This window comes from Stenotrophomonas sp. Marseille-Q4652, from assembly GCF_916618915.1.
GTDB lineage: Bacteria > Pseudomonadota > Gammaproteobacteria > Xanthomonadales > Xanthomonadaceae > Stenotrophomonas.
This window is the reverse complement of the sequence record NZ_CAKAKE010000001.1, coordinates 1,329,975-1,351,571: the sequence shown is the minus strand read 5'-3', so window position 1 is coordinate 1,351,571 and position 21,597 is coordinate 1,329,975. Positions and strand designations below refer to the sequence as shown.

Here is a 21,597-nt window from a genome sequence, read left to right as displayed (position 1 = left end):
CGCCGGCCCATGGCCAGCGTCGATCGCCGCGGTCGGCCCGCTCACTGCCAGCACCCCCCATGAATACTCCAGCCAAGATCACCACCTCCCAGATCCGTAGCGATTTCCTCGAGTTCTTCCGGAACAAGGGCCACACCATCGTGCCGTCGGCGCCGCTGGTCCCGGGCAACGACCCGACCCTGCTGTTCACCAACTCGGGCATGGTGCAGTTCAAGGATGTGTTCCTGGGTGCGGAAAAGCGCAGCTACGTGCGCGCGGCCGACGTCCAGCGCTGCCTGCGCGCCGGCGGCAAGCACAACGATCTGGATTCGGTGGGCTATACCGCCCGCCACCACACCTTCTTCGAGATGCTGGGCAACTGGTCGTTCGGCGACTACTTCAAGAAGGACGCCATTGCCTGGGCCTGGGAGCTGCTGACCCGGGTCTGGAAACTGCCGGCCGAGCGCCTGCTGGTCACCGTCTACCACACCGACGACGAGGCCTATGCGCTGTGGCGCGACATGGTCGGCGTGCCGGAAGAGCGCATCGTGCGCATTGGCGACAACAAGGGCGCCCCGTACGCGTCGGACAACTTCTGGCAGATGGCCGATACCGGCCCGTGCGGCCCGTGCACCGAAATCTTCTTTGATCATGGCGAGCACATCGCCGGCGGCCCCCCGGGCTCGCCGGACGAGGATGGTGACCGCTACATCGAGATCTGGAACCTGGTGTTCATGCAGTTCGATCGCCAACCCGACGGCACCCTGCAGCCGCTGCCGGCACCGTGCGTGGACACCGGCATGGGTCTGGAGCGCCTGGCCGCGATCCTGCAGCACGTGCACACCAACTACGAGATCGACCTGTTCCAGACGCTGATCGCCAAGGCTGGCGAGCTGACCGGCACCGCCGACCTGGAGAACAAGTCGCTGCGCGTGATCGCCGACCACATCCGCGCCTGCTCGTTCCTGATCGTCGATGGCGTGCTGCCGTCCAATGAAGGCCGTGGCTACGTCCTGCGCCGCATCATCCGCCGCGCCCTGCGCCACGGCTGGATGCTGGGCGTGCGTGGTGGTTTCTTCCACAAGTTGGTACCCACCCTGGTCGCGCTGATGGGCGAGGCCTATCCGGAACTCGCGGCTGCGCAGGCCACCGTCGAAAAAGCCCTGCAGGCCGAGGAAGAGCGTTTCGCCGAGACCCTGGATGCCGGCATGAAGATCTTCGACGAGATCGTCGGCGGCCTGGCCGGTGCGACCACGATCCCGGGCGCGGATGCCTTCCGCCTGTATGACACCTACGGGTTTCCGGTCGACCTGACCGCAGACATCGCCCGCGAGCGCGGCCTGACCGTGGACATGGCCGGTTTCGAAGCGGCCATGGAGCACCAGCGTGAGACCGCACGTGCGGCCGGCAAGTTCGGCGGCGGCGTTAGCCTCCCGGCCGAGTTGGTCGCCCAGCTGCAGCCGACCCAGTTCCTGGGCTACGAATCCCACAATGGCGATGCCCTGGCCGTTGTCGCCATCCTCAAGGATGGCCGTCCGGTTGATGCAATCTCGGCCGGTGATTCGGCCATCGTGTTCACTGCCGCCACCCCGTTCTACGCCGAATCCGGCGGCCAGGTCGGTGACACCGGCGAGCTGACTGGCGAAGGCGTGCGTTTTGCCGTCAGCGACACCCAGAAGTTCGCCGGCCAGTTCCACGGCCATGTAGGGACCCTGGAGCAGGGCGCGCTGAAGCTGGGCGACAGCCTGTCCGGCCAGATCGATGTGGCCCGCCGTAGTGCGACCATCCTCAACCACTCGGCGACCCACCTGCTGCACGCCGCCCTGCGCGAGGTGCTCGGCACGCACGTGCAGCAGAAGGGCTCGCTGGTGGCACCGGACCGCCTGCGTTTTGACTTCTCGCACTTCCAGCCGATCACGGCCGAAGAGCTGGCGATTATCGAGCGCAAGGTCAACGAGCAGATCCGCGCCAACCACGCCGCCGAAGTGCACCACATGGGCATGCAGGAGGCGCTGGACTTCGGTGCCATGGCACTGTTCGGCGAGAAGTACGGCGAGCGCGTGCGCGTGCTGAAAATGGGTGGCTATTCCACCGAGCTTTGTGGTGGCACCCATGTCAGCCGCACCGGCGACATCGGCGTGTTCAAGATCACCAGCGAAGGTGGCGTTTCGGCCGGCGTGCGCCGTATCGAGGCCGTGACCGGGCAGGGCGCGCTCGACGTGATCGCGGCAGAGGAGGCACGCCTGCAGGAGGTCGCTGCCATCGTCGGTGGTCAGTCCGCCGAGATCGTGGACAAGGTCCGCTCGTTGGCGGCCCGTACCAGGCAGCTGGAGCGCGAGCTCGAGCAACTCAAGGCCAAGCAGGCCGCCGGCGCCACTGCTGACCTGGGCAGCCAGGCCGTGGACGTGGCCGGCATCAAGGTGCTGGCGGTCCGTCTGGAAGGCTTTGACGCCAAGGCCCTGCGCGAGGCCATGGATCGCCTGAAGCAGCAGCTGGGCAATGCGGTCATCCTCCTGGCCGGTACCCACGACGGCAAGGCCGCTCTCGTGGCCGGCGTGAACGGCAGCGCAATGGGCAAGGTCAAGGCCGGGGAACTGCTGTCCCACGTCGCCAGTCAGATCGGAGGCAAGGGCGGCGGCCGCCCGGACCTCGCCCAGGGTGGTGGTGAGGACGGGCCCGCCCTTGCCTCAGCCCTGCAGGGCGTCGTGGCGTGGGTTGCACCGCAACTGGCGTAAGCTCCACCTGTCCTGAACGCGGTAGCCGCCGATCCTTGAAGGGGATCGACGGCTGTCGCTATGATGACCAATCTTTTCCCTTTGTCGCGTGGCGCATTGAAGCGCGCCGATTCCGGTGGGAAGTCCCCCGGCTCCATGGAGATTTACAAAAATGTTGATCCTGACTCGCCGCGTTGGCGAAACCCTGATGATTGGCGACTCGGTCAGCGTGACCGTGCTCGGCGTCAAGGGAAACCAGGTGCGTATCGGCATCACTGCGCCGAAGGATGTGGCGGTGCATCGCGAGGAAATCTTCCAGCGCATCCAGCGCGGAGATGAGTCTGCCGCTTCTTCGGAAGAAACTTCCGAATAAGGGTTTACGTGAGGCCCCATTAACCGGTATTCTTCGCGGCCTGTCACGAGCACCAACGACAGGCACCAATACCCGGAGTGATGCCCGAGAGGCCGAAGGGGCTCCCCTGCTAAGGGAGTATAGGGTCAAAAGCTCTATCGAGGGTTCGAATCCCTCTCACTCCGCCAGTTACGAAAGAGTCCGCAGATCGAATGATCCGCGGACTTTTTTTATGTCTTCAAACTTTGCAGTGTTGATTTCTTTTCCGTCTTCGTAAGGCAGGCGCGGCGACGGATTCGCTGTGTGGTGGGCCGCACTAGCATCGTCGGCCATGCATGTCCGGGATGTTTGCTGATTTCTATCCAGCTTCGCTGGGTGCGTGCCACGCTCGTACTGGTGGATTGCGCGCGGCGCTGCTCGGGCCCTCTGTCTACCGGCTCTGCGGGCTGTACGCGTCTCCCTGGCGAGCCTGTCAGTCGCAGTGAGGGCGCCGTCCGTGCGGTTGGCTCCTCTTGCCGTGGGAAGGTCTTGGTCAGCCGCAGCCGCAGCCGCGTGCAGCGGCCGCTTGCCGGCGGTGTGCATGTCGATGCCGCGCGTGGCTTCTGTCGTCGTTGCGGAGGCGAGGGTGGCTGGGCGCTTGTCATGCCGTGACCGTGCAGGCTCGCTGAGGGACAACCCATCCGGATGCTCCGGTGGGGCGCCATGTAGGGCGGCGCATACGGAATGCAGGGCAAAAAAAACCCACGAACCAGTCGTGGGTTTTTCGGTATTGGCGCGCCCGGAGAGATTCGAACTCCCGACCGCCTGGTTCGTAGCCAGGTACTCTATCCAACTGAGCTACGGGCGCGTATACGACAAGTTTTGGAACTGCTGAAGCCGCGGTAAAGCTGCTTCCTGATGATGGCGCGCCCGGAGAGATTCGAACTCCCGACCGCCTGGTTCGTAGCCAGGTACTCTATCCAACTGAGCTACGGGCGCAACGTCAGGAGCGGAATTATGCGGATGTGAGGCGCGGGCGTCAATGCTTTTGTGAAAAATTCGGTGCAGAAAAATCCAACAGCCTTTGCGCCACTCTTTCCGGACGTTTCATCCATGCGAAATGGTCCGCCCGCGTTCTGATTTCCTGGGCGGACAGGCATTGAAGCTGCGTGGACGCGTTCGGCATCTTGCCAAGGAGGGCGCGCATCGAGCTTTCCGGTGCCAGCCAGTCTTCGTCCATCACCACCGCCGAGGCCGGAACCTGCAGTTGGCTGATGGCCTGCTCCAGGTCAACGTCCCAGTCGCGGGCAGCGTAACGGTTGGTGAGGCCGACGCGCGCCCAGTCGGCGATCAGGCCGCGTGCCTCGCGGCCGCCAAAGCCGATCCGCCGTCCGTGCAGCACGCCCTGGTGACGGGCAAGCCAGGGCAGGAAGCGATAGGCCAGCGGGAGCAGGAAACGGCGTGGTGCGGGAAAGCTGCGCCACCACGGCGTTCCGCTGGCCACCAGCAGCAGCCCCGAGAACGCATTGGGATGCAACGCGGCAAAGCAACACGAGAGCTGGCCGCCGAGGCTGTGCCCGCCCAGCAGAACGGGGCCGGTGTCTTCGCCGGAGATCGCCGCCAGGCTGGCCGGCAGGTCCAGCTGCAGGATCTCGCGGTAGCCCCAGTCCACCGTGCGCGAGGGCCGAAGGCTGCTACTGCCGTTACCGCGCCACTCGTGCACGAAGGTCGCCACGCCGTGTCCGGCAAGCGCCTGCGCAAGCGGCAGGTAATTGCGCGCCGAGACGCCGAGGGCCGGCAGCCACAGCACGGTGGCCTTGCGTGCTGCCGGCACACAGCCGATCAGCTCCCACGCGTGGCCATCGCCAGCGGTGGCCGTGAGGTTGACCTGCCTGCTCATGCAGGGCGCGACGCGCCGAAATGGTCCAGCACCATCACCTCGCTGCGGCCCGGGTGATAGCCGCGCTGCAGGCCGCGCGCGATGTAGTCGATCGCCGACTCGCAGGCGTCGGGCAACCGCAGCCCGTTGCAAAGTTGCGCGGCGATGGCCGAGGCCAGGGTGCAGCCGGTGCCGTGTGCATCGACCGGGAGGCGTGCATGGGTGAACTCGGCACGGGTGGCGCCATCGATGTAGCGATCCACTACCTGCCGGCCTTCGGCCAGGTGCCCGCCCTTGAGCAGGACCGCGCCGGTGCCCAGTTCCAGCAGCGCGGCGGCGGCGTCCTCGGCGTTTTCCGCGCTTTCGATCCGTCGATCCAGCAGCAGTTCGGCCTCGGGCGTGTTGGGGGTGAGCAGGGTGGCCAAGGGCAGCAGGCGCTCGCGCATCGCACGCAGTGCGCTGTCCTCGAGCAGCTTGGCGCCGCTGGTGGCAACCATGACCGGGTCCAGCACCACGTGCGTGGGCTGGTACTTCTCCAGTGCATCGGCAACCAGGTGGATGACATCGGCGTTGGCGAGCATGCCGAGCTTCACCGCGTGGACCTGGAAGTCATCGAAACAGGCGTCGATCTGGGCCTGCAGGAAGTCCAGTGGTGGCACGTGCACCGCGGTGACGCCGCGGGTGTGCTGTGCGGTGAGCGCGGCGATGGCGGACAGGCCATGCACGCCGTGGGCGGCAAAGGCCTTGAGGTCGGCCTGGATGCCGGCACCGCCGCCGGAGTCCGAACCGGCGATGGTCAGTGCGGAAAGAATGGTCGAAGGGTTCATCCGGCAATTGTGCAATGTTTGCCCGCGCATTGCTGCCGCAGCTCAACGTTGGCGCCGCGTCCAGTGCTGGTAGATCACGTAGCCGCTGCCGGTGGCGCCGGTGAGCAGCGCGGGCGCAAGCAGGGCGTCGTACTGGAGGCGATCGAACAGCAGCGCCCCGATCATGCCGCCGGCCAGGAAGCCGCTGGCGATCAGGCCGCTCAGGGTCAGGCGCCGCATCTGCAACGGCAGGCCGCGCAGCAGATGGCCCAGGCCGATGCCGAGGTCGGTGAACATGCCGGTGAGGTGGGTGGTGCGGATGATCGCGCCGCTGAAGGTGGTGGCCATCGCGTTCTGCATGCCGCAGGCGGCAGCCGCGCACAGCGCGCCCCAGATCTGCTGCTGCTTGAACAGATAGACGGCGGCGAGCAGGAGGATGGCTTCCAGGATAAGGACCACGCCGTAGCGGCGGCCCAGGATGAGGGTGGAGTCCTGCACGATAAGCCCGCTGCAGGTGGCGCCCAGGCAGAACGCGATGATCAGTGCCCACAGCTGGCCGACCGAGCGCCAGTCACCATGCGCCAGGGCAATGCCGAGCTGGCTGGTGGTGCCGGTCATGTGGCTCAGGAACAGGTGTTCGAAGCCCAGGAAGCCCACCACGTTGACCATGCCGGCCACGCTGGACAGCAGTACGGCGCCTATCCACACCCAGCGCGGAAGTTGGATCCCCATGGCAGGAACGCCTCAGCGGCCGTTGCTGGCAATCCCGCTGAACTCACCGGTCTTCGGATTGAACAGCGCACCCCAGAAGCGATCGCCGCCATCGCACACGCGCACCGCCTCGCGCGAGGGGTCGATGTCGGCGTGGTCGGGCAGCGAGAATGCGTTGATGTAGACCAGCCGCTGGCCATCGATCTCCACGCCCACGTACTGTCGGTTGGAGTCGGTTGGGTTGGCGACCTGCGGTGACAGCGACGGCAGGCGCGATTCCAGCTGTTCGACGTCGGCGCGGCTGGGGGCCCAGTAGCCGGTGACGCGGCCATCGCGCGCCGGGCTTTCGCGCGAGCAGGTATCCAGGACCTGCGCAACGACCACCGGGCGGGTCACGACCCAGGACTGCCCGGCCTTGATCGCGGTCGGGACAGTGGCCCCGGGCTTGACGTTGGCCGGCGTGCAGGCCGCCAGCGCCACGAGGCCGGAGGCGAGGAGCAGGGCGGGGATGCGTTTCACTGGAATCTCCGTTGGGCAGAGGGTTGCATCGCGCGTGGCGCGGTGTCGACCACGATAGTCGGATCGGCGCAGGCGGCAAGGGGTTGTCAGGCCGCGCGCGGCGATCATCCGGTCGGATGCCCTGCGCCGTGCGCAGGGCAATCCGGGTTACAGCACTTCCGAGGCATAGTCGGCCAGGCGCGAGCGCTCGCCGCGACGCAGGGTGATGTGCGCGCTGTGCGGCCATTTCTTGAAGCGGTCCACCGCGTAGGTCAGGCCCGAGGTGGTCTCGGTCAGGTACGGCGTGTCGATCTGCTCCACGTTGCCCAGGCACACGATCTTGGTGCCGGGACCGGCGCGGGTGATCAGGGTCTTCATCTGCTTGGGCGTGAGGTTCTGCGCCTCGTCCAGGATCAGGTACCGCGACAGGAAGGTGCGGCCGCGCATGAAGTTGAGCGAGCGGATCTTGATCCGGCTCGCCAGCAGGTCATTGGTCGCCGCACGGCCCCATGCCCCGCCTTCCTGGTTGTGGGTGAGCACTTCCAGGTTGTCGGTCAGTGCGCCCATCCACGGCGTCATCTTTTCCTCCTCGGTGCCGGGCAGGAAGCCGATGTCCTCGCCAACGCTGACCGTGGCGCGGGTCATGATGATCTCCCGGTAACGCTGGGTATCCATCGTCTGCGCCAGGCCGGCAGCCAGCGCGAGCAGGGTCTTGCCGGTGCCGGCGGTGCCCAGCAGGGTGACGAAGTCGATCTCCGGGTCCATCAGTGCGTTGAGCGCGAAGTTCTGCTCGCGGTTGCGCGCGGTGATGCCCCACACCGAATGGCTCGGTTGACGGAAGTCATCGACGATGGACAGGGTGATGCGGCCATCCCCGCCTACCTTCGAAACGCGCAGCTCCACGTCGTCGTCGCCGGGCAGGTACACGTACTGGTTCGGATGCCAGTCCTCGTCGTCGGCCTGGTCGATCTCGTAGTGGGTACGGCCGCGCTCGCTCCAGCTGCGCAGCGCATCGGTGTGCTTCTTCCAGAAATCTTCCGGCAGCTCGTTGGCGCCGGTGTAGAGCAGGCTGAAGTCATCCAGGGCGCGGTCGTTCTCGTAGTCCTCCGACACGATCCCGGCGATGGCCGCCTTGATCCGCAGGTTGATGTCCTTGGACACGAACACCACCGGGACCTCGGGGTGTTCTTCCTTCAGCGCCAGGATCGCGCCGAGGATGGCGTTGTCCGGGATCACCGCGCCGAAGCTCTTTCCCGCCTCGAAATGGCTGGTCTGGAACCGCAGCAGGCCGGCGGCATGCTTGCCACGCAACTGCAGGCCGTGCGGCAGGGACAGCGGAATGCCGTCGGCCATGTTGGCCAGGCCCGAGGCCTCGACCAGCTCGTTGAGGAAACGGCTGACCTGGCGGGCATTGCGGCTGGCCTCGGAGGTTCCCTTCTTGCCGTTGTCCAGCTCCTCGATCACCTGCATCGGCAGGTAGACATCGTGCTCCTCGAACTTGAACAGCGCGGTTGGATCGTGCATCAGCACGTTGGTATCCAGTACGTAGATGCGCTTGCCTCGGGTCATCGTCGATTCCTGTTGGCTGGGCAGGGGCAAGCCATCACGCCTGCGGGGCAGGGTGATGGCCGGTTCGTGGAACAGGGGTGGTCACCGGGTCTGTTCGACCTTCAGTGCGTCGAGCACGGCCTGGGCGTGGCCGGCGACCTTGACCTTGCGCCAGGCCTGGACGACCCGGCCCTCGGGCGAAATGAGGAAGGTGCTGCGTTCGATGCCGCGCACCTGTTTGCCGTACATGTTCTTGAGCTTGATCACGTCGAAGGCGGTGCACAGGGCCTCGTCGCCATCGCTGACCAGCGGGAAGGCAAAACCCTGCCTGGCGCAGAAGTTGTCGTGCGACTTCACCGAGTCGCGCGATACGCCGAACACCGTGGCCCCGGCCTTCGTGAACGCCGGGAGCAGCGCGTTGAAATCCAGGCCCTCGGTGGTGCAGCCCGGGGTGCTGTCCTTGGGATAGAAGTAAAGCACCAGCCAGTGGCCGGCCTGCTCGCCCAGCGTGGTCCGGGCGCCGCCGGACAGGTCCAGCGGAAGGTCGAGGGTGTTGCGGTCCAGGGTGTCGCCGATATTCATCTGGTGCTTCCGGAGCCCGGGGTATTGCCATTACGCCAGCGCGAGCGTGACGGATTCGCGCAGGCAGCCGATCAGAACTTCATCGGATCCATGATCGCGTCGAGGTTGAGGTGATCGCAGAATTCCAGGAAATCATCGCGCAGCGCGGCAATATGCATGTTGGCCGGCACGCCGATGGTCACCTGGGCCGAGAACATCTCCGCGCCGGTCTGCATGGCGCGGTAGCGCGTGCTTTGCAGGTTCTCGATGGTGATGCCCTGGCGATCAAAGAAATCCGCCAGCTGGAACAGGATGCCGGGCTTGTCGGCCGCAATCACCTCGACGATGTACGGCAGCAGGTTGGACTGGGTCTGCTTGGCACCGGTGCGGTACCACACCAGCTTCAGGCCTTCCTCCCGCTCCAGCCGCGTCATCATCGCTTCGAGCTTGGCCACCGCATCCCAGGAGCCGGTCGCCAGCGCGGTGACCGAGACATCGCGTCCCACCGTGGCCAGTCGCGCATCGACCAGGTTGCAGCCGCTGTCGGCGATGCGGCGGGTGACGGGCAGCAGGGGAGACTCCGGATGCGTCGTGTAGGCGTTGATCAGGAGGTGGTTTTCAGTCGGCTGCGGCCGCGGCGTGGTGTCGGTCAAGGCGATTCCGGTGATACTTTCATTTGAGTCTGAACGGCACGCGGAAAACGCGCTGTTCGCCGACGTCCAGCATACTTGCCCGCGCTTTCGGCCCGCAAGTAACATGCGGGCGTCATGAACCTGCGCGATGCAGGCCTGTTCACTTCCAAAGAGCACTTGATCCTTGGCACTTTCCGGCATCATCACCGCCCTGGCCACCCCTTTCCGCGCCGACGGCGCACTGGACCCTGACGGCTGGCTGGAACTGCTGCGCAAACAGATCAACGGCGGCATCCAGGGCGTGGTCGTGGCCGGTTCGACCGGCGAGGCGGCGACGCTGTCCGATGACGAGTACGACAGCCTGCTGCGCACGGCGGTCAAGGTGCTCGGCGGGCGCATACCGGTGCTGGCCGGCACCGGCCTCTCGGGCACCGCCAAGACCATCGAGCAGACCCGGCGCGCGGCCGCCAATGGCGCCACCCATGCCTTGGTGGTCACGCCTCCTTATGTGCGGCCGACCCAGGCCGGGCTCATCGCCCACTACCGGGCGGTCGCCGAGCAGGGTGGTCTGCCGGTGGTGCTATACAACGTCCCGGGCCGTACCGGTTGCGACATGCTGCCGGAGACCGTGGCCGAGCTGGCCTCGCACCCGAACATCGTTGGCATCAAGGAAGCGGTGTCGGACAGCGCGCGAGTCGATGCGCTGCTGGCGCTGCGCAGTGACTCGTTCGCCATCCTCGGGGGTGACGACGCCACCGCGGCGCGTTCCATGCTGTCGGGGATCGATGGCCTGATCTCGGTCGGCTCCAACGTGTTGCCGGCGGCCTACCGGCGCCTGTGCGACCTCGCCCGCGCCGGCGAGCGCGAGGCGACCGGGTCGTGGGATGCACGTTTGCAACCGTTCCACGCCTTCTGTGGTATCGAATCCAACCCCATTCCGGTGAAGGCGCTGCTGCAGCGCGCCGGCATCGGCCATGGCCTGCGGCTGCCGCTGCTGCCGCTGTCCGCGGGGCACCATGCCGCGGCCGACCAACTTGCTGCCGACGCCGTTGCGTTGGAAGAGCTTTCCAGCCGCTGAGCATCGGCGGCCTGACCCAGGAGATTCACGATGTCTGATTCCAACACCCCCGTCCGCGTGCTGTCGCTTGCCCTGTCGGCGGTGGTGGCTGTCACCACCACGGGCTGTTTCGGCAAGGGTGCGCGTGGCGACTACGCGATGGCCCCGGAGATGCGCCCGCTGGAAGTGCCGCCAGACTTGAACCTGCCCGGCGCCAGTGCCCCGCAGGAATCGGTGCTGGCTTCGTCGGTGGCGCGTCCCGCGCAGGCAGCAGCGGGCGCGATGCCGGCCGGTGGCTTCACCGCCGCGGGCTCACGCGACGAGGTGTTTGGCAAGGTCGGCCAGGTCCTGGAGTCGATCGAGGGCGTGACCATCGCCAGCCGCGCCCAGTTGCTGGGCTCCTATGACGTGGCCTACGAGGGCAGCAACTTCCTGGTGCGCGTGGTCGGCGTGGAAGCGGGCAGCTACGTCTCGGCGGTCGATCCGCGTGGCCTGCCGGCCACCGATGCCGCTCCGGTCAAGCTGATTGCCGAGTTGCAGCAGCGCCTGGGCAACTGATCCGGCAGTTGCCGGTCAGGCACAAGAAAGGGCGCCATCGGCGCCCTTTCTGTTTTTCGGGAAGTCAGGCTCAGCGCTCGAGCAACTTGAGCTTGTCCGGCTTGCCGTCCCATTCGGCATGGTCAGCCGGCGGTTCCTTGCGTACGGTCAGCACCGGCCAGGCCTTGGCCAGTTCGGCGTTGAGGCCGACGAAGACTTCCTGCCCGGCGGGCACGTCATCCTCGGGGTAGATGGCATTGACCGGGCACTCGGGCTCGCACAGCGTGCAGTCGATGCATTCGTCCGGGTCGATCACCAGGAAGTTCGGGCCTTCGTGGAAACAATCCACGGGACACACTTCCACGCAATCGGTGTGTTTGCACTTGATGCAGTTTTCGGTGACGACAAAGGGCATGACGGAGTCCAGCAGTAAGCCTGGGGATTCTAGAACAGTCCGGCGCCGGGCGGCCTGCCGTTATCCGGTGGGCCGGCGTGCGCCTCCCGGGGCAGGGCGGCGGGGCGCGGTTTCCGAAACCAAAAAGCCCCGCAGGGCGGGGCTTTTCATTACGCTGACGGAGTTGGCGCTCCCTAGGGGACTCGAACCCCTGTTTTAGCCTTGAGAGGGCCACGTCCTAACCACTAGACGAAGGGAGCGTTTTGTCGCGTCCGGCGTAGCGCGCTAGTATATGGACATGGATGCCGTTCGGCAATCCCCTGGAACCCACACGGAAGCGCCAACATCAATCCCACAGTTACAACCCCGTTCACCCTGCGCGTGATTCCGCGCGACCAGCACAACATTTCCCGCAAGGACATCAGCCCCAACGCGCTGCGCGTGCTTTACCGGCTGCGTGATGAGGGCTTCGGTGCCTACCTGGTCGGCGGCGCGGTGCGCGACCTGCTGGTGGGCGGGCGTCCCAAGGATTTCGACGTGGCCACCGATGCCACGCCCGAGCAGGTCAAGCAGCTGTTCCGCAATTGCCGGCTGATCGGCCGGCGCTTCCGCCTGGCCCATGTCGTGTTCGGCCGCGAGATCATCGAGGTCGCGACCTTCCGCGCCAACAGCGATGACGGCAGCGGCGACCGCGAGGTGGAAAACGGCATGCTGGTGCGTGACAACGTCTACGGCACCATCGAGGACGACGCGATCCGCCGCGATTTCACCTGCAACGCTCTTTATTACGCGATCGAGGACTTCTCGGTGCGCGACTACGCCGGCGGCTTCGACGACGTGCAGGCACGCAAGATGAAGCTGATCGGCGATCCGGAGCTGCGTTACCAGGAGGACCCGGTGCGCATGCTGCGCGCGGTGCGCCTGGCGGCCAAGCTCGGCTTTGACATCGATCCGGCTACCGCCGAGCCGATCCCGCGCCTGGCGGGCCTGCTGGCCGACGCGGCCCCGGCGCGCCTGTTCGAGGAAGTGCTCAAGCTGTTCCTGTCCGGCCATGGCGTGGCGAGCTTCGAAGGGCTTGAGCGTTACGGCCTGCTGCCGGTGCTGTTCCCGGAAAGCGCCGCGGCGCTGCGTGGGAATCGCAGCGGTGCGCTACGTCGCATGCTGATCGAAGGCCTGCGCAACACCGATACCCGCGTCGCCAACGACGAGCCGGTATCGCCGGCCTTCCTGTTCGCGCTGTTGCTGTGGCCGGCGTTCTGCCGTTCGCTGATCACCCTGCAGGCTCAGGGAGTGCACGCCGAAGAGGCCCAGCGCCGGGCGGCGGACCGGGTCACCCTGAACCAGCTCAGGACCATCGCGCTGCCGCGCCGTTTTTCGCTGCCGATGCAGGAAATCTGGCTGCTGCAGTCGCGCTTTGGCTCGCGCCAGCGCAAGCGCGTGTTCCGCACGCTGACCCATCCGCGTTTCCGCGCCGCGTTCGACTTCCTGGCGCTGCGCCAGGTCGCTTCGAGCGAGCACGAGGCCGACATCGCCTTCTGGCGCGAGGCCCAGCAGCAGTCGGGCCACGAGCTGGAGGCGGTGCTGGACGCCGTTCACGAGGAAGAGGGCGAAGGCCGCGGCCGGCGTCCGCGCCGCCGTCGCCGCCGTCGTGGGGCCGGGGCCCAGGCGGAGTAAGGCATGGGCACAGCCTGCATCGGGCTCGGCGCCAATCTGGGCGATGCCGAGGGTACGGTGCGTGCAGCGCTGCAGGCGCTGGACTCGCTTCCCCGTACCCGCCTCGTGGCTGCCTCGCGGCTCTACCGCACCCCCGCCTGGGGCGTGGAGGATCAGCCGCCATTCGTCAATGCGGCGGCGGTGGTGGAAACTCAGCTGCCGGCCATCGAGCTGCTGCACGCCCTGCTCGGCGCCGAACAGGAATTCGGCCGGACCCGCGTCCCCGGCGAACGCTGGGGACCGCGCACCCTGGACCTGGACCTGTTGCTGTACGGCCAGCAGGTGATCGACGTGCCCGGCCTGCGCGTGCCGCACCCCTACTTGCACGAGCGCGCGTTTGCCCTGTTGCCGCTGGCCGAGATCGCGCCCGATGCGGTGATCGCGGGTTACGGAACGGTGCGTGACGCTGCGGCGGCGGTGGAGTCCTGCGGCATCGCAGTAATAGGGTGATAATGACCGGCTTATCGCTCCCGGTTATTCCTTCATGAGTAGTCACGCAGACAGCAAGCCCTGGACCGTTCCCGCCCTGGCCGAGGCCAAGCGCAACGGCGACAAGCTGGTGATGTTGACCGCCTACGACGCCGGATTTGCCCGGGTGCTCGATGCCAACGGCGTGGACCTGATCCTGATCGGTGACTCCCTGGGCATGGTGGTGCAGGGCCAGGATTCGACCCTGCCGGTCACCGTGGCCGACGTTGTCTACCACACCACCGCCGTGTCCCGCGTGCTGCAGCGTGCGCTCCTGGTGGCCGACCTGCCGTTCGGTGCCGACGCCACCCCCGAGCGTGCGCTGGATGCCTCGCTGCAACTGCTGCGCGCCGGCGCGGAGATGGTCAAGATCGAAGGTGCCGGCTTCAAGCTGGACATCATCCGCCACTTGGTCGAGCGCGAGATCCCGGTGTGCTCGCACCTGGGCCTGACCCCGCAATCGGTGCTGCGCCTGGGCGGTTACAAGGTGCAGGGCCGTGGCGAAGCCGGCGAACTGCTGCGCCGCCAGGCGCGCGAAGTCGCCGAAGCCGGTGCCAGCCTGCTGGTGCTCGAATGCGTGCCCACCCCGCTGGCGGCCCAGGTCACCGCCGAATCCAGCATTCCCACCATTGGTATCGGCGCCGGTCCCGGCTGTGATGGCCAGGTGCTGGTGCTGCACGACTTCCTCGGACTGGACAGTGGCCACCGCCGTCCGAAGTTCGTCAAGGATTTCCTCGCCGAGGGCGGGTCCGTTGCCGGTGCCGTCCGTGCCTATACCGACGCCGTTCGCGCCGGTACTTTCCCCGACGCAGAACACGCATACGCATCATGATCGAAACCGTCACCGAACTTTCCCGGCTACGCGCCATCGTCTCGGGCTGGAAGCGCGAAGGCCTGCGCGTGGGCTTCGTGCCCACCATGGGCAACCTGCATGCCGGTCACTATTCGCTGGTCAAGCTGGCGCGCCAGCATGCCGACCGCGTGGTCTCCAGCGTGTTCGTCAACCCGACCCAGTTCGGCCCGAACGAGGACTTCACCCGCTACCCGCGCACGCCCGAGGCCGACACCAGCGGCCTGCAGGACGCCGGCTGCGACGTGCTGTGGCTGCCCACGGTTGAGTCGATGTATCCGTTTGGCGTGGAGCTGGCGGCCAAGGTCCATGTACCCGGCGTCAGCGCGGTGCTCGAGGGCGCGCATCGCCCCGGCCATTTCGATGGCGTCTGCACGGTGGTCAGCCGCCTGTTCAACCAGGTGCAGCCGGACGTGGCCGCGTTTGGCCGCAAGGATTACCAGCAACTGGCGGTGATCCAGCAGATGGTCACCGACCTGGCCTTCCCGATCGAGATCATTGGGGGGGAGATCGTGCGCGAGGCCGATGGCCTGGCGATGAGTTCGCGCAACCAGTACCTGGACGGCGCTGCGCGCCCGCAGGCCGCGCACATCCGCCGCACCCTGCTGGCCATGCGCGACGCCTGCCTGGCTGGCACCGCCCGTCACCAGGTCGAGGCCGAGGCCGAAGCCCAGTTGCGGGAAGCCGGCTTCCAGGTCGACTACGCCGTGGTGCGCCTGCCGGATCTGGGTGAGCCGCAGGACGGGCAGGGCGGCGCACGTGTCGCGCTGGTCGCCGCCAGGATCGGCAATACCCGCCTGATCGACAACATCGAGTTCTGATCGGGTTGTGCCGGCCGGGCGCCGCCCGGTCGGCAGGGGCATCGGAGCGGAGCCGGCTTGCAGGACGCCGGTGCTAAACTTCGCCCTTTCCTCCGCAGTTTGCCGGACCCCCACATGCAACTCTCCCTGCTCAAGACCAAGATCCACCGCGCCACCGTCACCCATTCCGAGCTGAACTACGAAGGCTCGATCGCCATCGATGACGACCTGCTGGAAGCCACCGGCATCCGCGAGTTCGAGCAGGTGCATATCTGGGACGTGACCAACGGCAGCCGTTTCTCGACCTATGCCATCCGCGCCGAAGCCGGCAGCGGCGTGATCTCGCTCAACGGTGGCGCCGCGCGTCACGTACAGGTCGGTGACATCATCATCATCGCCGCCTTCGCTAGCATGAGCGAGGAAGAGGCCGCGATGTTCCAGCCCAAGCTGGTCTATGTCGACGGGGCCAACAAGATCACCCACACGAACAACAGCATCCCGACCCAGGCCGCATGACCCACGACGACGGATTCGCCTCGCTGCACCAGCACGCCCTCCGCCTCCGCGGAGCGGGCATTCCCTCACTGCTGCAGGCCGAGCCTGGGCGCGTGCAGGACCTGGCGCTGCGGGTCGGTCCGTTGTACGTCAACTTCGCGCGGCAGAAGTACGACCGCGCGGCGCTGGATGCCCTGCTGGAACTGGCCGCCGCGCGCGACGTTGCCGGCGGTTTCCAGCGCCTGTTCCGGGGCGAGCAGGTCAACCTGACGGAAGGGCGCGCGGCCCTGCACACGGCGTTGCGCGGTGATCCGGCCGGTGCCCCGGTCGCCACCCAGGCATATGCCGCTGCCACCGAGGTACGGCAGCGCATGGCGCTGCTGGTGCAGTCGCTGGAAGCCAGCGGCGTCACCGACATCGTCAGCGTGGGCATCGGCGGTTCGGACCTCGGCCCGCGGCTGGTCGCCGATGCGCTGCGTCCGGCCAGCGGCGCGCGCTTCCGCGTGCACTTCGTTTCCAACGTGGATGGCGCGGCCATGCAGCGCACGCTGGCCACGCTGGATCCGGCCACCACGGCCGGCATCCTGATCTCCAAGACCTTCGGCACCCAGGAGACGCTGCTCAACGGCCGCATCCTGCACGGGTGGCTGGGCAGCAGCGAGCGCCTGTTCGCGGTCAGCGCCAATCCCGAACGGGCGGCGCAGACCTTTGCCATCCCCGCCGCGCAGGTGCTGCCGATGTGGGACTGGGTCGGTGGCCGCTATTCGCTGTGGTCCTCGGTCGGCCTGCCGATCGCACTGGCGATCGGGTTTGAAAATTTCGAGAAGCTGCTGGCTGGTGCCGCGCAGATGGATGCGCATGCCCTCGGTGCGCCGCTGGAGCGCAACCTGCCGGTGTTGCACGCACTGACCGATATCTGGAACCGCAACCTGCTTGGCCATGCCACGCACGCGGTGATGACTTACGACCAGCGCCTGGCGCTGCTGCCGGCCTACCTGCAGCAGCTGGTGATGGAGAGCCTGGGCAAGCGCGTGCAGCGCGATGGCAGTCCGGTCACCTGCGACACCGTGCCGGTGTGGTGGGGTGGGGCGGGTACCGATGTGCAGCACAGCTTCTTCCAGGCCCTGCACCAGGGCACCAGTGTGGTGCCGGCCGATTTCATCGGCTGCATCCGCCATGACGATCCGTACCAACTCAACCACCAGGCGCTGCTGGCCAACCTGTTGGCGCAGACCGAGGCGCTGGCCAACGGCCAGGGCAGCGATGATCCGCATCGCGACTACCCGGGCGGCCGGCCGAGCACGCTGATCCTGCTGGATGCACTGACGCCCGAAGCCCTGGGCGCGCTGATCGCCATGTACGAGCACGCGGTGTACGTGCAGTCGGTGATCTGGAACATCAACGCCTTCGACCAGTTCGGCGTCGAGCTGGGCAAGCAGCTGGCCAACCAGCTGCTGCCAGCGCTGCAGGGCGAGCCGGTTGCCGTGGACGATCCGGTGACCCGCGAAATCCTGCAGCAGCTTCGCCGCTGAGTCTTCCCGTGTGGCTCCCTGATCGGGAGCCACCCTTCAACGCGTGGGATCGCGCTCCGGACTGGGACGCTTGCTGAGCTTGCGCTGCAGCGAGCGCCGATGCATGCCGAGCAGGCGTGCGGCGGCCGAAACATTACCGCCAGTCTCGTGCATGGCCTGCTGGATGTGTTCCCACTGCAGCCGGCTGATCGGGGTCATCGCGTCGGGCAGTTCCGGCTCGTCGGCTTCGTCACCGGCCTCGTCGTCCTCTTGGCCGAGCGCGCGCAGGATCATCGGCATCGTCGCCGGCTTGGGCAGGTAGTCGTCCGCGCCCAGCTTGATCGCCTCCACCGCGGTGGCAATGCTGGCGTAGCCGGTGACCAGCAGGATGCGCATATCCGCACGCAGCTCGCGCAGCGGCTGGATCAGCGACAGGCCCGACTCGCTGCCCAGCTTCAGGTCGATCAGGGCAAAGGCTGGCGGCCGTTCACGCGCCAGCTGCAGGGCGCTGGCGGTGTCGCTGGCGGTCTGCGCCTCCAGCCCGCGCCGGGCCAGGCTGCGCTGCAGGGTGCGCAGGTACAGGGGGTCGTCGTCGACCAGCAGTCCAGCGATGGAAGGTTCGTTCATGGATCGGTTCCAGGACTGATGGGCAGGCGGAAGCCGACGCGGGTGCCGGTTCCTTCGGCCGGGCGCATCCACAGCTCGCCGCGCAGCCGTTCAATGGTGGCATGCGACAGGGCCAGTCCCACGCCCATCCCGTCGGTCTTGCCGCTGTTGAACAGGGTACCCGGCAGCACGGCCTGGTTGGCATCAAAGCCGCGCCCGTAGTCGCGCACCTCGCCGAACAGCTGGCCGTCCTGCACGTGCAGCGACAGGTCCACCTGGGCGCGCCCGGCCTGCTCGCTGGCGTCGGCGGCGTTGTTGAGCAGCACCATCAGCAGGTGGCCCACGCCGGGCTCCAGCACCAGGTCCTGGGCGGTGCTGTCGTGACGGTGCAGCTGCACGGTGGGGCGCACCAGTCGCCACTGCTCGAGCACATGCACCAGCCGGGTGCGGGTGTTGGCGTCATTGGCCGGCGCGGCCAGCGCGAGCACCCGCTCGCGGCACTGCACCAGCAGGTCGCGCAGGGTTTCCAGGTCCTCGCGCAGCTCCGGCGTATCGCACTGCTCGGCGATGTCGTCGGCCAGCAAGGTCATGGTTGCCAGCGGCGTGTTGAGTTCATGCGCCACGGACGCGGCGTGCGTGGCCAGTGCGACGATGCCCTCGTTGCGCACGAAGCGCTCGCGCAGCAGGGCCAGTTCGCGCTCACGTTCGCGCAGCGCGCCGGCCAGGCGGGTGGAGAACACCAGCACCACGACGCTGGACAGCAGGAAGTTGGCGGCCACGCCCCACTGCTGCAGCTCGATCGCCAGGAACCTCCCGGGCGGCAAGGGCACGCCGAACACCGCGCTGGCCCCATAGCCGAACACGCAACTGAAGCCGACCGCCAGGGCCCAGCGCAGCGGCAGGGCCAGAGCCGCCAGCGCAATCAGGATCAGGAACAGCGAGCCGAACGGATTGGCGATACCGCCGCTCCAGCCCACCATCCAGGTCAGCACGGTGACGTCGACCAGGATGTGGCCGAAGGCGGTCACCGGCGCCGGATCGGCCTCGGCGGCGCGCAACTGCAGCTGCACCAGCAGGTTGAAAACGGCCAGGAAGGCCACGCCGGTCCACAGCGGCAGTTGGGGCAGTTGCATGCCCAGCAGCCAGGTTGCCGCCACGATGGTGGCCGCCTGGCCGGCGGTAGCCAGCCAGCGCAGGCTGCACAGGGTGCGCAGGAAGGAGGTGTCGGATGGATTCATCGCCTCCATCGTATTCGTTCGCCTGCGCAGCTGCCCGCGGCCGCAACCCTCCATGCCATGAATCGATGGTCTGCAGCGCCTCGCCAGGGGCCGCGGCGCGCTAAAATGCGCGGATGCACGACGCCGTCACCCAGCCGACTCCGCCCAGCAACGCTACTGCCTGGCCCCGCCGCATCACCCAGTCCGTGGACATCGGCGGGGTAAAGGTTGGCGGGGGCAGCCCCGTGGTCGTGCAGTCGATGACCAACACCGATACCGCCGACGTGGCCTCCAGCGTCAAGCAGGTCGCCGAGCTGTGGCGGGCCGGCTCGGAAATGGTGCGGCTGACAGTCAACAATCCCGAATCGGCCGCGGCGATCCCGCGCATCGTCGACAAGCTGGCGATGATGGGCATCAACGTGCCGCTGATCGGTGACTTCCACTACAACGGCCACCAGCTGCTTGCCGCCGAGCCGGCCTGTGCCGAGGCGCTGGCCAAGTACCGGATCAACCCGGGCAACGTCGGTTTCGGCAAGAAGAAGGACACCCAGTTCGCCCAGTTGATAGAGTTCGCGATCCGCTACGACAAGCCGGTGCGCATCGGTGCGAACTGGGGTTCGCTGGACCAGGCCCTGGCGGCGAAGCTGATGGACGAGAACAGCCGTCGCCAGCAGCCCTGGGATGCCGGCCGCGTGCTGCGCGAGGCGCTGATCCGGTCGGCGCTGGACTCGGCCGAACAGGCCGTCGAGCTCGGCCTGCCGCGCGATCGCATCGTGCTGTCGGCCAAGGTCAGCGGCGTGCAGGAACTGATCGCCGTCTATCGCGACCTGGCCCAGCGTTCGGACTTCGCCCTGCACCTGGGCCTGACCGAAGCCGGCATCGGCAGCAAGGGCATCGTTGCTTCGTCGGCAGCACTGGCCGTGCTGCTGCAGGAAGGCATCGGCGACACCATCCGCATCTCGCTCACGCCCGAGCCCGGGCAATCGCGCACGCAGGAAGTGATCGTCGCCCAGGAGCTGCTGCAGACCACCGGCCAGCGTGCCTTCACCCCGCTGGTGACTGCATGCCCGGGTTGCGGCCGCACCACCTCGGAGTTCTTCCAGGAGCTGGCCAGGGTCGTGCAGAACCACGTGCGCGAGAAGATGCCGGTGTGGAAGGTCAGCCACCCAGGCGCGGAGAACATGACCCTGGCGGTGATGGGCTGCGTGGTCAACGGACCGGGCGAATCGCGCCACGCCAACATCGGCATCTCGCTGCCGGGGACTGGCGAGGCGCCGGCTGCGCCGGTGTTCGTCGATGGCGAGAAGAAGGTGACCCTGCGTGGCGAGAACATCGCCCAGGAATTCGTCGCGCTGATCGACAGCTACGTCGAAGAGAAATATGCCCGTAACGCCGGGTAACAAAGACGTCGCAGAGGATGCCGGCCTAGGCCGGTGGCTGGGCCACAATGCCTGGCGGTTCTTCGTGTTGTTCGTCGGCGTGCTGCTGCCGCTGGGCGCATTCGTCACGCTGGCCAACGAAATCCACGCCATGGAAACCCCATGGCGGGACATTGCCTTGCTGTGGCGGATGCGCGCGCTCACCTCGCCCGAACTGGATGCACTGTTCGTCGTGGTGTCGAAGATCGGCTACCAGTGGGGCGTGATCCCGCTGGACGTGCTGGTGGTGCTGGTGCTGTTGCTGCGGCGTCGCTGGCGGCGGTCGATCTTCGCTGCCAGTGCCTTCATCGGTTCGGCGCTGCTGAACATCGGTGCCAAGAACCTGTTCCAGCGCGAGCGTCCCGGGCTGTGGGAATCGATCGCCCCGGAGAGCACCTTCAGCTTTCCCAGCGGCCATGCCATGGGTTCGATGACGCTGGCGGTGACACTGGTGATGCTGGCGTGGCGCACGCGCTGGCGTTGGCCGGTTCTGGTATTGGCGGCCGCGTTCGTGCTGGCGGTGGGGATGTCGCGTATGTACCTGGGGGTGCATTACCCCTCGGACATCCTTGCCGGCTGGTGTGCGGCACTGGCGTGGGTGCTGGGCGTGTACCTGCTGTTGTTCGGGCGCCGGCACCGCCCGCGCGATAACAGGCAAAATGACAGGGCACGGTCGGAAAACTCCTAGCGCTTCGGGGGCAAGTTCCGATGGCGCTGGGGAGGGAGTGGGGTGAGGATTCCGGGGCCAACCTCAGGCAGCCGGCCACGTCCTCAAGACGCCCGGCCCGGTCATTCGAACCTGCGGGCAGGGCCTTGAAGAAGTCCGGTTTGGTCCTGTCCGAACACTGCTCCATTTGCATCATCGTAACGGC

The 21,597-nt window shown here is 67.0% G+C and carries 22 protein-coding genes and 4 tRNA genes; 13 read left to right on the top strand and 13 right to left on the bottom strand.

Annotation, left to right across the window (positions count from 1 at the left end; all coding sequences use genetic code 11):
* Positions 1-59: 59 nt before the first annotated feature.
* The 3 genes from alaS to LG380_RS06260 all read left to right on the top strand — a co-directional run bounded on the left by alaS (position 60) and on the right by LG380_RS06260 (position 3,233).
* Entirely contained in the window at positions 60-2,714 is a 2,655-nt protein-coding gene (gene alaS / locus LG380_RS06270) for an alanine--tRNA ligase (RefSeq protein ID WP_225764056.1), read from the top strand.
* A gap of 151 nt (positions 2,715-2,865) precedes the next feature.
* Positions 2,866-3,066: a carbon storage regulator CsrA gene (gene csrA / locus LG380_RS06265; protein ID WP_225764055.1), complete on the top strand. Its 201-nt coding sequence runs from the start codon at positions 2,866-2,868 to the stop codon at positions 3,064-3,066.
* Between the two features lie 74 nt (positions 3,067-3,140).
* A tRNA-Ser gene (locus tag LG380_RS06260) sits at positions 3,141-3,233 on the top strand.
* 582 nt (positions 3,234-3,815) lie between these two features.
* Here LG380_RS06260 and LG380_RS06255 read toward each other — a convergent pair.
* From LG380_RS06255 to LG380_RS06215, 9 genes are all read right to left on the bottom strand, one after another.
* Positions 3,816-3,892 (bottom strand) — tRNA-Arg (locus tag LG380_RS06255).
* A gap of 54 nt (positions 3,893-3,946) precedes the next feature.
* Positions 3,947-4,023 (bottom strand) — tRNA-Arg (locus LG380_RS06250).
* A gap of 40 nt (positions 4,024-4,063) precedes the next feature.
* Positions 4,064-4,924, bottom strand: coding sequence for an alpha/beta fold hydrolase (locus LG380_RS06245; protein ID WP_225764054.1), 861 nt, complete (start codon positions 4,922-4,924; stop codon positions 4,064-4,066).
* Complete coding sequence (thiD, locus tag LG380_RS06240) at positions 4,921-5,730, bottom strand: bifunctional hydroxymethylpyrimidine kinase/phosphomethylpyrimidine kinase (protein ID WP_225764053.1); 810 nt, start codon at positions 5,728-5,730, stop codon at positions 4,921-4,923. Before thiD ends, LG380_RS06245 begins: the two co-directional genes overlap by 4 nt.
* Positions 5,731-5,772: 42 nt before the next feature.
* Positions 5,773-6,441, bottom strand: coding sequence for a YoaK family protein (locus tag LG380_RS06235; RefSeq protein ID WP_225764052.1), 669 nt, complete (start codon positions 6,439-6,441; stop codon positions 5,773-5,775).
* A 12-nt stretch (positions 6,442-6,453) separates the two neighbouring features.
* Positions 6,454-6,900, bottom strand: a complete 447-nt coding sequence (locus LG380_RS06230; RefSeq protein WP_225766468.1) for a hypothetical protein — start codon at positions 6,898-6,900, stop codon at positions 6,454-6,456.
* Positions 6,901-7,086: 186 nt separating this feature from the next.
* Positions 7,087-8,487, bottom strand: coding sequence for a PhoH family protein (locus LG380_RS06225; protein WP_225764051.1), 1,401 nt, complete (start codon positions 8,485-8,487; stop codon positions 7,087-7,089).
* 81 nt (positions 8,488-8,568) lie between these two features.
* A complete protein-coding gene (locus LG380_RS06220; RefSeq protein WP_225764050.1) occupies positions 8,569-9,048 on the bottom strand; it encodes a peroxiredoxin in 480 nt (159 codons plus the stop codon).
* 71 nt (positions 9,049-9,119) lie between these two features.
* Positions 9,120-9,680, bottom strand: coding sequence for a glycine cleavage system protein R (locus LG380_RS06215; protein ID WP_225764049.1), 561 nt, complete (start codon positions 9,678-9,680; stop codon positions 9,120-9,122).
* A 163-nt stretch (positions 9,681-9,843) separates the two neighbouring features.
* Between LG380_RS06215 and dapA the strand changes: the two genes are divergently transcribed.
* Entirely contained in the window at positions 9,844-10,737 is an 894-nt protein-coding gene (dapA, locus tag LG380_RS06210; protein WP_225764048.1) for a 4-hydroxy-tetrahydrodipicolinate synthase, read from the top strand.
* Positions 10,738-10,767: 30 nt separating this feature from the next.
* Complete coding sequence (locus tag LG380_RS06205; RefSeq protein ID WP_225764047.1) at positions 10,768-11,274, top strand: hypothetical protein; 507 nt, start codon at positions 10,768-10,770, stop codon at positions 11,272-11,274.
* Positions 11,275-11,344: 70 nt separating this feature from the next.
* Here LG380_RS06205 and fdxA read toward each other — a convergent pair whose 3' ends face one another.
* Together fdxA and LG380_RS06195 are read right to left on the bottom strand one after the other, a co-directional pair.
* A complete protein-coding gene (gene fdxA, locus LG380_RS06200; protein ID WP_225764046.1) occupies positions 11,345-11,668 on the bottom strand; it encodes a ferredoxin FdxA in 324 nt (107 codons plus the stop codon).
* Between the two features lie 164 nt (positions 11,669-11,832).
* Positions 11,833-11,907 (bottom strand) — tRNA-Glu (locus LG380_RS06195).
* 55 nt (positions 11,908-11,962) lie between these two features.
* Between LG380_RS06195 and pcnB the strand changes: the two genes are divergently transcribed.
* The 6 genes from pcnB (at position 11,963) to pgi (ending at position 17,505) form a co-directional block, all read left to right on the top strand.
* Positions 11,963-13,321 (top strand): polynucleotide adenylyltransferase PcnB, encoded by a 1,359-nt coding sequence (gene pcnB, locus LG380_RS06190; protein ID WP_225766466.1) that lies wholly within the window; start codon positions 11,963-11,965, stop codon positions 13,319-13,321.
* A 3-nt stretch (positions 13,322-13,324) separates the two neighbouring features.
* Positions 13,325-13,810, top strand: a complete 486-nt coding sequence (gene folK / locus LG380_RS06185) for a 2-amino-4-hydroxy-6-hydroxymethyldihydropteridine diphosphokinase (protein ID WP_225764045.1) — start codon at positions 13,325-13,327, stop codon at positions 13,808-13,810.
* 34 nt (positions 13,811-13,844) lie between these two features.
* Complete coding sequence (panB, locus tag LG380_RS06180) at positions 13,845-14,660, top strand: 3-methyl-2-oxobutanoate hydroxymethyltransferase (RefSeq protein WP_225764044.1); 816 nt, start codon at positions 13,845-13,847, stop codon at positions 14,658-14,660.
* On the top strand, positions 14,657-15,499 hold the full coding sequence (panC, locus tag LG380_RS06175) for a pantoate--beta-alanine ligase (protein ID WP_225764043.1): 843 nt from the start codon (positions 14,657-14,659) through the stop codon (positions 15,497-15,499). Before panB ends, panC begins: the two co-directional genes overlap by 4 nt.
* Positions 15,500-15,613: 114 nt before the next feature.
* Positions 15,614-15,994 carry an aspartate 1-decarboxylase gene (gene panD / locus LG380_RS06170; protein WP_225764042.1) on the top strand — a complete coding sequence of 127 codons (381 nt, stop codon included), beginning with the start codon at positions 15,614-15,616 and terminating at the stop codon, positions 15,992-15,994.
* On the top strand, positions 15,991-17,505 hold the full coding sequence (pgi, locus tag LG380_RS06165; protein WP_225764041.1) for a glucose-6-phosphate isomerase: 1,515 nt from the start codon (positions 15,991-15,993) through the stop codon (positions 17,503-17,505). Before panD ends, pgi begins: the two co-directional genes overlap by 4 nt.
* A 36-nt stretch (positions 17,506-17,541) precedes the next feature.
* Here pgi and LG380_RS06160 read toward each other — a convergent pair whose 3' ends face one another.
* The gene (locus tag LG380_RS06160) at positions 17,542-18,111 is read right to left on the bottom strand and encodes a response regulator transcription factor (protein ID WP_225764040.1); all 570 of its coding nucleotides are present in this window, start codon (positions 18,109-18,111) and stop codon (positions 17,542-17,544) included.
* A complete protein-coding gene (locus LG380_RS06155) occupies positions 18,108-19,328 on the bottom strand; it encodes an ATP-binding protein (protein WP_225764039.1) in 1,221 nt (406 codons plus the stop codon). Before LG380_RS06155 ends, LG380_RS06160 begins: the two co-directional genes overlap by 4 nt.
* A gap of 113 nt (positions 19,329-19,441) precedes the next feature.
* Here LG380_RS06155 and ispG point away from each other — a divergent pair, with 113 nt between their 5' ends.
* Entirely contained in the window at positions 19,442-20,707 is a 1,266-nt protein-coding gene (ispG, locus tag LG380_RS06150; RefSeq protein ID WP_225764038.1) for a flavodoxin-dependent (E)-4-hydroxy-3-methylbut-2-enyl-diphosphate synthase, read from the top strand.
* Positions 20,688-21,413, top strand: a complete 726-nt coding sequence (locus LG380_RS06145) for a phosphatase PAP2 family protein (protein WP_225764037.1) — start codon at positions 20,688-20,690, stop codon at positions 21,411-21,413. The genes ispG and LG380_RS06145 overlap by 20 nt, the downstream gene beginning before the upstream one ends.
* Positions 21,414-21,597 lie beyond the last annotated feature (184 nt).

What these genes read in the sequence shown, in the direction of transcription:
- alaS (WP_225764056.1), top strand. Translation starts at nt 60, where the DNA reads ATGAATACTCCAGCCAAGATCACCACCTCCCAGATCCGTAGCGATTTC.
- csrA (WP_225764055.1), top strand. Translation starts at nt 2,866, where the DNA reads ATGTTGATCCTGACTCGCCGCGTTGGCGAAACCCTGATGATTGGCGAC.
- LG380_RS06245 (WP_225764054.1), bottom strand. Translation starts at nt 4,924, where the DNA reads ATGAGCAGGCAGGTCAACCTCACGGCCACCGCTGGCGATGGCCACGCG.
- thiD (WP_225764053.1), bottom strand. Translation starts at nt 5,730, where the DNA reads ATGAACCCTTCGACCATTCTTTCCGCACTGACCATCGCCGGTTCGGAC.
- LG380_RS06235 (WP_225764052.1), bottom strand. Translation starts at nt 6,441, where the DNA reads ATGGGGATCCAACTTCCGCGCTGGGTGTGGATAGGCGCCGTACTGCTG.
- LG380_RS06225 (WP_225764051.1), bottom strand. Translation starts at nt 8,487, where the DNA reads ATGACCCGAGGCAAGCGCATCTACGTACTGGATACCAACGTGCTGATG.
- LG380_RS06220 (WP_225764050.1), bottom strand. Translation starts at nt 9,048, where the DNA reads ATGAATATCGGCGACACCCTGGACCGCAACACCCTCGACCTTCCGCTG.
- LG380_RS06205 (WP_225764047.1), top strand. Translation starts at nt 10,768, where the DNA reads ATGTCTGATTCCAACACCCCCGTCCGCGTGCTGTCGCTTGCCCTGTCG.
- fdxA (WP_225764046.1), bottom strand. Translation starts at nt 11,668, where the DNA reads ATGCCCTTTGTCGTCACCGAAAACTGCATCAAGTGCAAACACACCGAT.
- folK (WP_225764045.1), top strand. Translation starts at nt 13,325, where the DNA reads ATGGGCACAGCCTGCATCGGGCTCGGCGCCAATCTGGGCGATGCCGAG.
- panB (WP_225764044.1), top strand. Translation starts at nt 13,845, where the DNA reads ATGAGTAGTCACGCAGACAGCAAGCCCTGGACCGTTCCCGCCCTGGCC.
- panC (WP_225764043.1), top strand. Translation starts at nt 14,657, where the DNA reads ATGATCGAAACCGTCACCGAACTTTCCCGGCTACGCGCCATCGTCTCG.
- panD (WP_225764042.1), top strand. Translation starts at nt 15,614, where the DNA reads ATGCAACTCTCCCTGCTCAAGACCAAGATCCACCGCGCCACCGTCACC.
- pgi (WP_225764041.1), top strand. Translation starts at nt 15,991, where the DNA reads ATGACCCACGACGACGGATTCGCCTCGCTGCACCAGCACGCCCTCCGC.
- LG380_RS06160 (WP_225764040.1), bottom strand. Translation starts at nt 18,111, where the DNA reads ATGAACGAACCTTCCATCGCTGGACTGCTGGTCGACGACGACCCCCTG.
- LG380_RS06155 (WP_225764039.1), bottom strand. Translation starts at nt 19,328, where the DNA reads ATGAATCCATCCGACACCTCCTTCCTGCGCACCCTGTGCAGCCTGCGC.
- ispG (WP_225764038.1), top strand. Translation starts at nt 19,442, where the DNA reads ATGCACGACGCCGTCACCCAGCCGACTCCGCCCAGCAACGCTACTGCC.
- LG380_RS06145 (WP_225764037.1), top strand. Translation starts at nt 20,688, where the DNA reads ATGCCCGTAACGCCGGGTAACAAAGACGTCGCAGAGGATGCCGGCCTA.